The sequence below is a fragment of the Kitasatospora sp. NPDC090091 genome, from assembly GCF_044747365.1.
Taxonomy (GTDB): Bacteria; Actinomycetota; Actinomycetes; order Streptomycetales; family Streptomycetaceae; genus Kitasatospora.
Genome location: NZ_JBIVDY010000019.1, coordinates 124,094 through 136,752 on the forward strand (window position 1 = coordinate 124,094; position 12,659 = coordinate 136,752).

Genomic DNA, 12,659 nt, shown 5'->3' on the forward strand with positions numbered 1-12,659 from the left:
GGGCCCCAGACGCCACCGGTCGGGCCGATCTACGGTGACGCTACCTACGGAACCGTAGGTTTGCCCGCCGATCGAGAGTTGAAGCCGTGAGCAACACCTCCACCCGCACCCGGTGGACCGATGTCCGTCTCCTGCAGGCCCTGGAGGAGGTGGTCGAGCGGGAGCTGGACCGCCACCTGCGGGTCTTCAAGGAGTGGATGCCGCACGAGTACGTGCCCTGGAGCCGGGGGCGGGACTTCGACGGACCGCTCGGCGGAGAGCCGTGGTCGGCCGAGCAGTCGCCGCTGACGGAGGTGGGCCGGGTCTCGCTCGTGGTGAACCTGCTGACCGAGGACAACCTGCCCAGCTACCACCACGAGATCGCGACCCTGTTCGGCCGCGACGGGGCCTGGGGCACCTGGGTGCACCAGTGGACCAGCGAGGAGGCCCGGCACTCCATGGTCCTGCGCGACTACCTCATCGCCTCCCGCGCCGTCGACCCGGTGGAGCTGGAACGCGCCCGGATGACCCACATGCGCAACGGCTTCGTCTCCGACAACCGGCACTCCCCGCTCCACACGGTCGCGTACGTCGCCTTCCAGGAGCTGGCCACCCGCATCTCGCACCGCAACACCGGGCACGCCTCGGGCGATCCGCTCTGCGACCGGATGCTGGCGCAGGTCGCCAACGACGAGAACCTGCACATGATCTTCTACCGGAACCTGCTCGGGGCCGCGTTCGAACTCGCCCCCGACCAGGCGATGCAGGCCGTCACCGAGGTGGTGACGAACTTCCGCATGCCGGGCCACGGCATGCCCGGCTTCGAGCGCGCCGCTGCGCGGATCGCCGTCGACGGCGTCTACAACCCTCGCGTCCACCTCGACGACGTGCTGCTGCCCGTCCTGCGCCACCTCAAGGTGGCGGCGATCGGCGGGCTGGGGCCGGACGGGGTCGAGGCGCAGGAGCAGCTGGGGCTGCTGCTCGACACCCTGGCCGTCCAGGCGGCCCGGTTCGACGAACGACGGGCGGCGATCCTCGCCCGGCGGGCCGCAGCCAAGGGCTGACCACCCACCGCGGCCCCTCCCCCGACACCCGTGCCGCGTCCGTGGGCGCGCCCGCGGCCCGGGCGAGTCCGCGGCCCGGGCGGGTCCGTTCTCAACCCCTTGGTTGAATACGCCGGCGGAGGGGCGTAGCGTTGTTCTCAACCAAACGGTTGTGAAAGGCAGGGGTGCACGATGGCCGTCGACCAGCTCTCCCGGGCGTTCGTCGCCCTTGCCGACCCGACGCGGCGCGACATCGTCGCCCGGCTCTCGGTGCGCGACGCCACCGTCGGCGAGCTGGCCGAGTCGTACGCGATGTCGATGCAGGCCGTCTCCAAGCACCTCAAGGTGCTGGAGGAGGCCGGACTGGTGAGCCGAAGCCGCGACGCGCAGCGACGCCCGTGCCATCTGGAGCCCCGGACGCTCGACCTGATGACCACGTGGATCGAGCGCTACCGCCGGCAGGCCGAGGAGCGGTTCCGCCGCCTGGACGCCGTGCTCGCCACGATGGACGACGGGCCCGGCGACACCCCGGGGCACCCCGACCGCCCTACGCACCCGAACCGCCCCGAACAGAGCGAACACAGCGAACAGAGCGAAGGAGTACCGTCATGACCTCCACGCACGCCAACGAGACCCGGATCGAAGCCGACCCGCAGCTGCCCACGATCCGGATCGTCCGCGAGTTCGACGCCCCGCCGGAGCGGGTGTACCGGGCCTGGATCGAGCCCGAGCTGGTCAGCCAGTGGCTGGGCCCCAAGGACATCGAGATGAAGATCGACGTCTGGGACGCCCGCACGGGCGGCAGCTACCGTTACTCCGCCCTGTCCGAGGGCAAGGTGGTCGCCTCCTTCTACGGCTCGTTCCACGAGCTCCGACCCAGCAGCCGGCTCGTGCAGACCTTCACCTACGAGGGCGTGCCGGACGGCGTCCAGCTGGAGACCGCGCTCTTCGAGCCGATCGGCGCAGGACGCACCCGGCTCTCCACGCTCTCACTGCTGGACACGGTCGAGGCCCGCGACGCGTTCATCGCCAGCGGCATGGAACGCGGCGTGGTCGAGGGCTTCGAGCAGCTGGACGACCTCCTCGCCGCCGGCTGAGGCCGCGGCGCCGCACAGCCACCTCACGACAGCACAGCGACCGCCTCCACCTCGACGAGCTGGTCGTTGTACCCGAGCACCGAGACTCCGAGCAAGGTGCTCGGGACGTCGTGGCTCCCCAGGTACGAGCGGTAGACCTCCCAGACCTTCACCAGGTCGGCCTGGTCGGAGGAGGCCACGTACACGGTGGTCCGGACGAGGTCGGTCAGCGTGGCACCCTCGTCCTCCAGGACGGCTATCAGGTTCCGCATGACCTGGTGGGCCTGCCCCGCGTAGTCGCCGACCGCCACCGTCCGCCCCTCGGTGTCGAGCGGGCAGGCGCCGGCCAGCCAGAGCGAGCGGACCGGTGCGTCCACGGCCGCGCCGTAGGCGTAGTCGACGGCCTGGGTGAGCCGGTGGTTGCGGATCAGCCGAACGGCACTGCTCATCTGGGGCTCCGGAGGGTTCGAACGGGTGGTTCCGACTCATCGTCGACACCCCGTGATCACCCGTCAAACCATTTACCGGCGCCCGCCGTACGGCACTCGGGGGACGTCGCGGAGGGTTCACCGGTGCGGGTGATGGCGGCCCCCCGCACCGTCCCGGGATCCTGGTGGTCCAACCGCTACCAGGGGGTTTGCCATGCGCTGCTCGCCATCGGGCCGGAACGTCGGCCGCCGCCGGCTGCTGGGATTCGGACTGGCCCTGGGCGCCGGCGTCACGCCGGCCCTGGGCGCCGCTCCCGCGTCCGCCGCCACCCCGCCGGCCTCCGGCGCTCCGGGCACACGGGGCGCACCCGCGCCCGACACGCCCACACCCGCGCCCACATCGGACGCGGTCGCATCCTGGGGGCGCCAGGCCGCCACCGTCGCCGCCGCCCAGATCGGCGTCCCCTACGCCTGGGGCGGCGGCGACCGGCTGGGCGCGAGCATCGGGTTCTGCGACGAGGAGAACGGCTACCTCAACGGCCAGTGCCTCGGCGAGAACACCGTCGGCTTCGACTGCAGCGGACTCGCGCTGTTCTGCTGGTACCGGGCCAGCGGCGGGGCGGTGGACCTCGCCCATTACACCGTCGCGCAGTACCACCGCTCCACCCCGGTCGCCGCCCGCGACCTGCTCCCCGGCGACCTGCTCTTCTTCTCCCGCCGGGACGCCCCGCTGCACCACGTCGGCGTCTACGCGGGCGGCGGCGCCATGATCCACGCGGAGCACACCGGGACGCTCGTCGCCCGGCTCTCGGACGTGCTGGAGGACCCGCGCTGGGCACCCGAGTTCGCCGGCGGACGACGCCCCCTGCCGCTCGCCCGGCCCGCCTAGCGACCTCACCGGCCGCAGACAGGCGCCGAAGCAGACACGCCGTCAGGGCGCGCCCGGCAGGCCGCCGTGGACGCGGCGCAGCAGCTCGTGGAGGGTCAGGCGCTCCTCCGGGGTGAGCGGCGCGAGCACCTCGTCCTGGACGGCGCGGGCCTCCGCGTCCAGCTCGGCCAGGACGTCCCGGCCGGTCTCGGTGATGCTGACCGAGACGCGCCGGCGGTCGGCGGTGTCGCGGATCCGCTCGACGTAGCCGGCGGAGGCGAGGTGGTCGGCGACCTTGGCCATGTCGCTCGCGTCCACGCCGAGCCGCCGGACGAGGTCGCGCTGGGCGTGCGGCCCGAAGTCGGCGAGCGCGGCGAGCACGGCCATGTCCCAGAGCCGCAGGCCCCGGCCGGCCAGCCGCTCGGCGAGCCGGCCGCGGGCCGCCTTGCCCGTCCGGGAGAGGAGGTAGGTGCTGAGGTCGACCAGCGTGGGCGGAGTGGCCCGCTCGTCGACGCCGGCGGCCCCGGCAGCGCGAGCAGCCCCAGCAGTCCCAGCAGTGCCGGCGTTCTCGGGAGTCTCGGAGGTCATGGCATAAGTCTATGGTCTGACCCTATAGTGGGTCGAGACCCACTAATATTGGCCGTCGATCCCGGGAGCCCGCTGTGGACGCCCTGCACAACCGCCTGCTCGTCTCACGCTTCGCCGAGTGCTTCGACTTCTACGAGGCCGTCCTGCCGCGCCTGACGGGCGCCGTCCTGGTCAAAGGCTCGTCCGCCGGCCCGTACGCCAACTGGGACGTCGCCGACCGGACCCTCCTCGCGCTCTACGACCGCGGCCTGATGGCCTTCACCTTGGGCACCTCCGGGCTCCCGGTCGAGGCGCCGCCGGTCCAGGACGCGGCCATGCTGGTCTTCCGCGTCAGCGACGTCGACGAGGCGCTCGCCCTCTGCCTGCGCCACGGGGGCACGCTCGCCGTCGTGGCCACCGACCGCCCCGAGTGGGGCCTGAACCTGCGCAGCGCCCACCTGCGCGACCCCGACGGCCGCCTGATCGAGCTTCAGTCCTACTGATCCGCGCGACCCACCGCCCCCGCGCGCCCGAGCAGGCCCGACGGACGCAGCGGTGGCCATCACCAATACCGCCCGGGGCCGTCGGCTGGTTGCCGACAGCCCCGGAGTGTCAGGCGCCGGGCGGTTCTGGACCAGGGCCAACCAGACCTGATCGAACCGGTCAATTCCCAAAGAGAGCCATCCGGCGGAGTTCCCATTCAACACGGGTCACGATCAGAGCGAGTTGTCGGCAGCCGTGCAGGCAACACTCCGCCGCCATACCCGGTCCCCCCTCCCGGACGGTCGCCAACAGACTCTGGAGGCCCTGGGGGCAGCTCGGTAGACTGGTTCTTACAGATCACACGGACGCCGTCATGCGGCGTGGGACGCCTGGCCCTGTGTCGGGTCAGTAACCGAATTGCGTGCCTGGAGCTCTCAAGAGGCAGCTGAAATCGAAGCTCGGGCCCGCGACCGGGTGGCCCGAATGGGCTCGCCCACCATCCCGACTGTCGTCGCCAAGGAGCACCACCGCAGGCCCGGCCACGATGAACCTCCCGGGCAGACCCTTCGCGCCGACAGGCCGCTGAGGCCTCCGAAGATGGGTTGAGTTTGCCACCCGACCGGGGCCGCGCGAGACCCACACCCACTTGGTCGACGCCCCCGCCGTCAACCGTAGGGACGACCTGTCTCAGGAGCTCGGATGGCAATCGATCGAGCCGAAGGATTACCCGTCCCCTGGAGAGAGCAGCACGCCGACTTCGACGTGGAGCGGTTCATCACCGGACTCGGTGAATCCCGCCCCGCCGACAGGGGAGGCAGGGACCTGCTTCTCGCGCTGCGCCACGCCAGGACGCGGGTAGGGGGGAAGCCGGTCGTCGGAGAGCGCCGGACAGCGGCCTTTGCCCAGGCTGTGCTGGAAGTCGCCGTGGAATGGTGGATGCCGGAGGTCGAGCGATGGGCCGTGGCATGGCTGTACGCGCGTGGAGCCCCCTTCCTCCGTCTGCGCTGGTCCTCGCGTTCCCGCGACGGACGGTTCCGCCGCAACGGACGGGCCACGGGAAGGGTCAGCATCGTGGTGGGCGCCGAGCGGACGGCGGTCCTCGGCACCATGTCCGGATCGGTCGAGCGCTGGGCGCCCGACGAGGGGGTGACGACGGTCGCCCGCTTGCAGGACGGCCCAGTGCGGGCGCTGGCGGTCCTCGGGGAACGGATCTTCGCCGGAGGTCTGCACGCCTCCTTCACCACACTGGGTATGACCGCGCCTCCCAGGCTGGAGCCGTTGGCCGCGATCACCGCGGCGGCGATCGGCCCCCAGGGCTGGGTCGGCTGTGGGGACGAGTCGGGGCGGGTTCTCCTCTACCGTAGCGGCGCCGGCGCCTGGGACGACCTGCGGCCACCGGGCCGGACCGGCGGCCGCGTGGTCGCCGTGGCCTTCCAAGGGGAGGGCACGCTGCATGCCCTGTGGGCTGACGGCTCAACGGCCACCTGGACGCTCGGGTGGCACGGTCCATGGCAGGCCGACAACCCCGAGCCGTCTCTTCCCCTTGCCGACAGAATCACTGCCGCCGCCTGGGACCAGGCCGGAGAGCGGCTGGCGGTCGTCACGGCGGGCGGAGACGTCCTGGTGCAGGGTTCCGAGGGCCCGCCCCGGCCGCATGCAGCCGTCCGCGCGGTAGCGTGGCTGCCCGACGGCCGTCTCGCTTCGGCCAGTGTGGACTCCGTACTCATCGCCGAGCCCCGTGCCACAGGTGACGGGGACCGGCCCGACGCCGTGGACCGATTGACGGGCGACGAGGCCTTCGAGCACATCGCCGCACTCGGTTCGCGCTACTTGATCACGACCTGCGGCGTCGAGGTGGTCCAGTGGGACTTGGCCCGCGCGGGAAGCGAAACGGCGACTGTCGGCCGGCCGACGGCCCTGACCGGCCAGGACACCGTCACCACTGCCGCAGCCGCCCACCGGGGTCTGGCGGCTGTGGGAACCGCCCACGGTCGGGTACGCGCCTACGACGGGCGCGGCACCGTGGTCGCCGAGACCACCCTGTCGCCCGCCGGCTCGGTGTACCAGCTGGTGCCGCTCGGGCCGGGCTGGCTGATCGCCAGCCACTTTGGCGCGTACCGGTGGGATCCGCATGTCTCCGCCGCAGCCGAGCGTCTGAGCAGTGCTTTGTGTCCTGCCGTAGCTCAATGGGGTGAGCTGTATGCCCGCGCCGAGGCGGCGAGCGTCGTCGTCCTGCGCCACGGGCAGGAGCCGGCGAGGCTGGAGCTGCCGAGCACGGTGGTCGACATCCGGTTCGCGAACGACGGGACACTGGCCGCAATAGATGACGGCGGCAAGCTCCTTCTCATGGACGCCACGGACGACACGCCGTCCTTCTACCAGCTGAAGGCCGGTTCCAGGCTGCTGGGATTCGGCGCGGCAGGTCCGCTGGTGCACCAGCCGAACGGCGCCGTGAAGGCGTTCCGGGGCGGACGCGGGTACGACGATGCTGTGGCCACCTTGCCGACCGGGGCCCGGCCGGTGGCGGTGTACGACGATCGCAGGTTCGCACTCGCGGATCCCGAGGGGGGCATCCGGCTCGGGTCCGGCAGACACCACGAGCCGGCGGCACCCCAGGCCGCGCAGCTGGCGGTGGCCGATCGACGGATCGTCGCCGCCGCCGACACCCGGGTGCTCGGCTACGACGTGGCAGATCCGGAGGCCTGCGGCACAGGGGTGATCCGGATGCGGATCACCGCCGCGGACGACGGGCACGCGGGGTATGAACTCAGCATCCCGGGCGGCGGCAGGGCCGTTCTGCCAACCAGCGAGTACCCCGGCCTGCGCACTCAGACTCTGAGCATCGACGACCTCTCCGAGGCCGTGTTCGACGCGGGCCGCGTGGGTGAACTGCTGTGGCAGGCGGGCGTGGACCTGGCCATGGACACTGCGCGGGGCTCGCGCCCGGACCGTCCGGTGCGCGTCGAGCTGGACACCGACAGCGCGGCCGATGACATGCCCTGGGAGCTCCTGCACGCCGCAAACGCGCCGCTCGGATGGTTCAACCGCCCTCCCGTGACGATTGTCCGGACGGTGGCGCCGAACCGGACCACCGAGCGCGCCGAACAGCCTGCCCCGGCCCACCGGCCCATCCTGCTCGTCCTCCACGGAACGGACCGCAGCAGGCCCGGCGGCCGTGACCCGCTGGAGAGCGCCGACGAGGCGTACGACCTGATCCAGCGCCGGACCCGGCGAAGCCACGTCCAGCTGTCCACCCCGACGCCCTGCACCGTGGAAACGGAGACCGACCTCGCAGAGGCCCTGCGAAGACCGGTGGACCTGCTGCAACTTTGGGCACACTGCGCGCCGGACCGGGTGCAGTTCTCCCACCGCCACGAGGCGTTGTCCACCCATCTGGTCGCCACGTGCTTGGCGGCCGCCGGCCCGCGTTTGGTGGTGCTCGTCGGCTGCCGCTCAGGAGCGCTGGCCCGACTCCTGATCCGCCTCGGTGTGCCATGCGTGGTCGCCATGCGATCACAGGTCTACAGCCACACCGTCCAGCCCCTGGTCGAGGACTTCACCGCGCTGGTCCTCGAAGGCGCACCGGTCGACCTCGCCTTCGCCGAGGCCCTTCACCGCTACGTCCTGACCGGACAGCCCGGGGCAGCGGCGGTTCCGATGCTCTACCTGGAGACCGGGTCGGACCCGGTGCTCTTCCCAGCGCCCTTCCAGGCCGAGCCGTTCTCCTGACCCACCCCTGGGAGTCTCAACATGTGCCGCAGAACGGTCTTCCTGGAGTCCTTCGACTCCACCAGAGCAACCTCCAAGAAGGAGGAGGTAGACCACCCCAACCGGGCGCAGGCCCAGACAGAAGCACTGTTGTACCTGCTACTCGGCCACTCGCTTGCCGTCAACAACAGCTACGGTTCGGACTCGGTAAGCGTTCTGGAGCTGGTCGACGCCGTGCTGACCACCCGCGACGAAACCATCAGGCGGACCAAGAACCCCGAGGCTCGCGAACGCCTCGGTCAGGCCCGTCCGTTCATCGTCACTTGGTTCGGCGCCCACAGCCTGCTCTCCGCCTTCACCGGACAGCTTCGGCGGGTCGAGTCCAAGCCGTACTTCCGCCTTTCGGCCTGGTTGTCGATCAATGACGACGTCGATCGGCGGAGGGAACTGGCCGATGCCCTCGACAGCGCGGACGACAACCCGCACCAGCTGCCGGCGACGCCCACCTGGCTGAGGGCACCGGACTACGAGGATCTGGCCAAGCGCTTCGAGATCCTGACTCGGCTCGCAGAGTACAGCCGCACACCGAACGCCGGCTTCAAGGCCAAGCCGCCGACGATCGGACTGGACGACTACCTTGAGCACTTCGCCCGTCTGGAACAGGACGAGCTGGAGGAGACCGCCCGGCTACGGAACTGCCCCCTCGACGTCGCGACGGCGATCCGCGACGAGATCACCAGCCAGCCCCCGAAGAGTCTGCGCAGCCGGAGTTGGGTGCACAACCTCGTGGAACAGTCCACCTCCCAGAACCTGGGGCCCCTTGAGTGGGCTCGCGAGTTCGTGGACACGCTCTACAACGCCATGCTCGCCGAGTCGGCCGGCGCCCAGGACGGCTACCTGTCCTCTGTGCCGCGGGCCGACGCCCGTGAACACCTCAAGCAGGTGAACGCACTGGCCCTGGAGGTCATCCGGAGCCTCCGTGAGGGGCAGGGGGCCTCAGCCCGCCGCCTCGCCGACCGGACCATCTCCGGAGTCTTCACTGCTGCCGAGACCCTTCCAGGTCTACCCGTGACCGCGCTGCACCAACTGTTCACGACGTACTGGGCCCTGGTCGCCGACCGTGAGCGGTGGCAGGCGTGGCAGGAGAGCTGCGCCCGGCTGAACAGCCTCCTCGACCGGGCGGAAGCACGCCGTGCCGCTCGGCTGTCGCAGGACCGGCGGAGCACGACCGGCCAGGTCGACAACCAGCTGCGCGACACCTGGGCTGCGCATGTGAACACCCTGCGGACCAGCCTTCCGGGCACGCTGCGCGGGGACGGCGAAGGCCTGGCGGTGGGGGCCCGACACGGGACGAGCAGCTTCGGACAGCTACTCCAGATCGAGGACCTGACGCCACAGGTCCGGGCCGATGCGCTGGCGGTCGGCGAGCATCTCTCCGGCCTGGCGGCAGCTGTGGGCCAATGAGCTCACCCTCACAGAGAGGCGCGAAGCGACATGAGTGCCGGGACCCTCTCCGACATCCTGTTCCCACCGCAGAGACCGGCAGCGCCCGAGCCCACCCTGCTGCCCTGGCTCGCCCAATGGGCAGACCCGGCCGATCTGCCCCGGATCGCGCGGGCCGCTGCCGGCCTGGCCGCCACCGTGGACCCGGGGTGGCCGCCGATCGCCGAAGCCGTCGCCGAGGTGCTGGCCAGGCGGATCCGCGACCCCGGACAGCTCGACGTGCTGGTCGCGACACTGCCCCCGCTTGCCGGTCTGCCCACATCCGGCCCGGTGACCGGCCCGGACGCGCAACCTGAGCCGCCGGAGACGCTGGTCTACCGCGCACTGGGCGGCCGTGCCTTGCCAGGAGCACTGCGGAGTTCCCCCGCCTCCGGTGCCGACCGCACGCCTGGGCGGGCGGGCGGCGTTCCGCTCGACAGCGCCTGGGGCCGGCTGCGCTCGCTCGCCGAGGCCGCGCCTCCCGACATCCCGCCCCTGGCCAATGTCTCTCTTCTGGCGGACCTGCTGACCGGGCGGGCAGAGCAGCCTGGTGCACTGCGTGCCGGTGAGGCTACCTACCTCCTCCCCTACCTCGACCCACGAACCGACCTTCGCCAGGATCGCGTGCGGCAGGCGCTCGATCTCGTCGAGGCGGCGCTCCACGAGGAATCCGACTGGTACGCGGCGGCGCTCGCGACACGGGCCGCGCCGTACCTCGCCGAGGAGCAGCGCCAACACCTGCTGGCCATCGCGGACGCCATGGCCGTCGATCCCTGGAACGATCACCTTCGGGCCCTGGCCCTGACCGCTCGACTCCCTTGGCCGTCCGCGAGCGCCGAGACGGCCGCCGCGCATCCCGCCGTACCCGCCCTTGACCACGCCGTCGCAACCACCGACCCGCTCGCCGTCGCAGAGCTGTGCCAGGAGGCGGTGGAGTCCGTCATCACGCACCACACCGGGGGCGCGGGCTGGCAGACTCCGCCGGACGACTGGTGGACCGGCCAGCCGACCGGCATGCTCGCCGACCGTCCCGGAGCCGAGGCGCAGCCGACGCCCGCCACACCCGCGGACGCGGCTCCGCGACAGGTCCCCATGGCGGCCATCGAGCCGGTGGCCGAGCCGGCGCGGTACGTCAACGCCCACATCGTCCTGCCCGACGAACCGGCCAACCCCGTGCACCGCTACCGTCCGCTCCGACCGGCCACCCGGTACGCCGTCCGTGTCGGCATCGGCCCCGCGGAGGTCGACTCGCTGATCGACAATCCGGCTCCGTTCCCGGACTTCCTCCTCCCGCAGAGCCCCGAGGGGCACTGGCTCGACGTGACGGCCGCCAGCAGCGACCTCCAGGTCGACCGGGTTCCGGCCGCACTCTTCCTCCCCAGGCACGGCGCGGCATGGGCCTGCCGGTGTCCACCTGGCAGCAACCCGCACCGGTGCCACTGGTACGACCGGATCCCCTACGTGTTACTGGGCCTTCGCTCGGCGGACACTCCGGGGACGGGCCGGATGCGGGTGACGATCCACCACCAAGGCCACCTCCTAAGGTCGTTCCGAATCTCCGTGGAAACCGGTACTGACCCGATGCGGGTGCTGTCCAGCCCTGCTTTGCTCGCAACGGAGGACTACACGGATTCCGCGGACTTCAACGACGTCGGCACAAGAAGTCCTCGCGGGCTCAGCGTCGTGACCGACGAGCCTGACGACGGCACCTTCTGGATCCGTTGGGGAACGGACACCACCGGGGAACTCAGGGTGATCGCAAGCGAAGCCCAACTAGGGAACGCCATGCGAGACTTCCGTGAGGCCCTGTTCAGCGCTCATCTTGAAGTCATATCGAGGCGGAGCGCCCACGCCCCTCACAACCCCGAAGGGCAGCAGGACTACCGTGCCGACCTCGCCCACCTCGCGCATCTTGGGCGGACCCTGCACCGCGCCCTACGAGGTATGGTCGACCCTGCGCTCCCGGCACCCACCGACCAGCCGTGCACCATCCAGATCGCCCGGGTCCGGAACTCTGCGTACGTCTTCCCCTGGGCTGCCGTCTACGACCTGCCCCTGAACGACCCCCGCCCCGAAGTCGATGCCGACGCCTATGCCGACGCCGCCGACTGGTACCGGCCCTGCCCGGTACTCGGCAGCTGGCGGCAGGACGTCGTGGAGGGCGGGTATCCGTACGCGTGTCCGCACCGAGCGGAACACGGGCTCGACACCCTGTGCCCGTACGGCTTCTGGGGATTCCGGTATGTGATCGAAGTCCCGCCTTCGGCTCGCCCGCGCACCCCGCTGCGCCAGGAGATCCCGTACGGCGACACCGCCGGACTGGTGATCGGGCACAGCCTCAGCAAGCGGCTGGACCTCGCGGCCGTCTCGGCCCATCTCACCAGTCTCGCGGCGCGGCTCCCGGGCTTCACCGTCCAACATTGCCCTTCGGCCGTCGACCTGGGCAACGCACTTGCCAGACCGGACCTGCAGCTCATCTACTTCCTCTGCCACGGGCTGCACGGCTCGCGGCACGGAGCACACGTCGGACCCGTCGTCGAGATCGGCGAGTGCGACGAGATCAGCACCCATCAGATTGCCGTCTGGAACGAGCATCTGTGGGTCAATCAGCCAGAGCACTGGTCCGCAGTCGCGCCACTGGTCATCATCAACGGCTGCCACACCGCCGCGATCTCGCCGGAGGCGCTGGTGTCGTTCGTCGACGCCTTCAGCCAGGCGGGCAGCGCCGGTGTGATCGGCACCGAGGTGATGCTGAACCAAAGCCTTGCCGCGGAGGCCGCCGAGCTCTTCATCGGCCACTTCGCCGACCCCGACGGCGTGGACGTGGGCGAGGCGATCCGACGCATGCGGCTCGACCTACTCGCCGACGGCAACGTCACGGGGTTGGCCTACACACCGTACTGCTCAGCGGAGTTGCGACTTCGCAGGGCACCCGCCGCGCGGAGCGAGAGCGCTGCCGAAGTTCCCGCGGGGTCCGCCCGCCCGTGGCCGGTCGACCGGGCTTCGGCCGGCTCAGCCCAGTAGA

10 protein-coding genes are annotated in these 12,659 nt (G+C 71.1%); 8 read left to right on the top strand and 2 right to left on the bottom strand.

Features of this window, described 5'->3' with window-relative positions; translation table 11 throughout:
- Positions 1-86 precede the first annotated feature (86 nt).
- The 3 genes from ACIPSC_RS29365 to ACIPSC_RS29375 all read left to right on the top strand — a co-directional run bounded on the left by ACIPSC_RS29365 (position 87) and on the right by ACIPSC_RS29375 (position 2,119).
- On the top strand, positions 87-1,043 hold the full coding sequence (locus ACIPSC_RS29365) for an acyl-ACP desaturase (protein WP_400829584.1): 957 nt from the start codon (positions 87-89) through the stop codon (positions 1,041-1,043).
- 171 nt (positions 1,044-1,214) lie between these two features.
- Positions 1,215-1,634: an ArsR/SmtB family transcription factor gene (locus ACIPSC_RS29370; RefSeq protein WP_400829588.1), complete on the top strand. Its 420-nt coding sequence runs from the start codon at positions 1,215-1,217 to the stop codon at positions 1,632-1,634.
- Positions 1,631-2,119, top strand: a complete 489-nt coding sequence (locus ACIPSC_RS29375; RefSeq protein WP_400829593.1) for an SRPBCC family protein — start codon at positions 1,631-1,633, stop codon at positions 2,117-2,119. Before ACIPSC_RS29370 ends, ACIPSC_RS29375 begins: the two co-directional genes overlap by 4 nt.
- 23 nt (positions 2,120-2,142) lie before the next feature.
- On the opposite strand, the gene ACIPSC_RS29380 is transcribed toward ACIPSC_RS29375, so the two are convergent.
- The gene (locus ACIPSC_RS29380) at positions 2,143-2,547 is read right to left on the bottom strand and encodes a RidA family protein (protein ID WP_400829598.1); all 405 of its coding nucleotides are present in this window, start codon (positions 2,545-2,547) and stop codon (positions 2,143-2,145) included.
- A gap of 193 nt (positions 2,548-2,740) precedes the next feature.
- On the opposite strand from ACIPSC_RS29380, the gene ACIPSC_RS29385 reads away from it, so the two are divergent.
- A complete protein-coding gene (locus ACIPSC_RS29385) occupies positions 2,741-3,415 on the top strand; it encodes a C40 family peptidase (protein ID WP_400829602.1) in 675 nt (224 codons plus the stop codon).
- Positions 3,416-3,457: 42 nt separating this feature from the next.
- On the opposite strand, the gene ACIPSC_RS29390 is transcribed toward ACIPSC_RS29385, so the two are convergent.
- Entirely contained in the window at positions 3,458-3,982 is a 525-nt protein-coding gene (locus ACIPSC_RS29390; protein ID WP_400829606.1) for a MarR family winged helix-turn-helix transcriptional regulator, read from the bottom strand.
- 74 nt (positions 3,983-4,056) lie between these two features.
- Between ACIPSC_RS29390 and ACIPSC_RS29395 the strand changes: the two genes are divergently transcribed.
- The 4 genes from ACIPSC_RS29395 (at position 4,057) to ACIPSC_RS29410 (ending at position 12,658) form a co-directional block, all read left to right on the top strand.
- Positions 4,057-4,464, top strand: coding sequence for a VOC family protein (locus ACIPSC_RS29395; RefSeq protein WP_400829608.1), 408 nt, complete (start codon positions 4,057-4,059; stop codon positions 4,462-4,464).
- A 679-nt stretch (positions 4,465-5,143) separates the two neighbouring features.
- Entirely contained in the window at positions 5,144-8,173 is a 3,030-nt protein-coding gene (locus ACIPSC_RS29400) for a CHAT domain-containing protein (RefSeq protein ID WP_400829613.1), read from the top strand.
- A 21-nt stretch (positions 8,174-8,194) separates the two neighbouring features.
- Positions 8,195-9,616: a hypothetical protein gene (locus tag ACIPSC_RS29405; protein WP_400829617.1), complete on the top strand. Its 1,422-nt coding sequence runs from the start codon at positions 8,195-8,197 to the stop codon at positions 9,614-9,616.
- Between the two features lie 30 nt (positions 9,617-9,646).
- Positions 9,647-12,658: a hypothetical protein gene (locus ACIPSC_RS29410; RefSeq protein WP_400829620.1), complete on the top strand. Its 3,012-nt coding sequence runs from the start codon at positions 9,647-9,649 to the stop codon at positions 12,656-12,658.
- Position 12,659: the final 1 nt, after the last annotated feature.

Bases quoted from the DNA above. Each gene is read 5' to 3' on its own strand.
- ACIPSC_RS29370 (WP_400829588.1), top strand. From the start codon at position 1,215: ATGGCCGTCGACCAGCTCTCCCGGGCGTTCGTCGCCCTTGCCGACCCG.
- ACIPSC_RS29375 (WP_400829593.1), top strand. From the start codon at position 1,631: ATGACCTCCACGCACGCCAACGAGACCCGGATCGAAGCCGACCCGCAG.
- ACIPSC_RS29380 (WP_400829598.1), bottom strand. From the start codon at position 2,547: ATGAGCAGTGCCGTTCGGCTGATCCGCAACCACCGGCTCACCCAGGCC.
- ACIPSC_RS29385 (WP_400829602.1), top strand. From the start codon at position 2,741: ATGCGCTGCTCGCCATCGGGCCGGAACGTCGGCCGCCGCCGGCTGCTG.
- ACIPSC_RS29390 (WP_400829606.1), bottom strand. From the start codon at position 3,982: ATGACCTCCGAGACTCCCGAGAACGCCGGCACTGCTGGGACTGCTGGG.
- ACIPSC_RS29400 (WP_400829613.1), top strand. From the start codon at position 5,144: ATGGCAATCGATCGAGCCGAAGGATTACCCGTCCCCTGGAGAGAGCAG.
- ACIPSC_RS29405 (WP_400829617.1), top strand. From the start codon at position 8,195: ATGTGCCGCAGAACGGTCTTCCTGGAGTCCTTCGACTCCACCAGAGCA.
- ACIPSC_RS29410 (WP_400829620.1), top strand. From the start codon at position 9,647: ATGAGTGCCGGGACCCTCTCCGACATCCTGTTCCCACCGCAGAGACCG.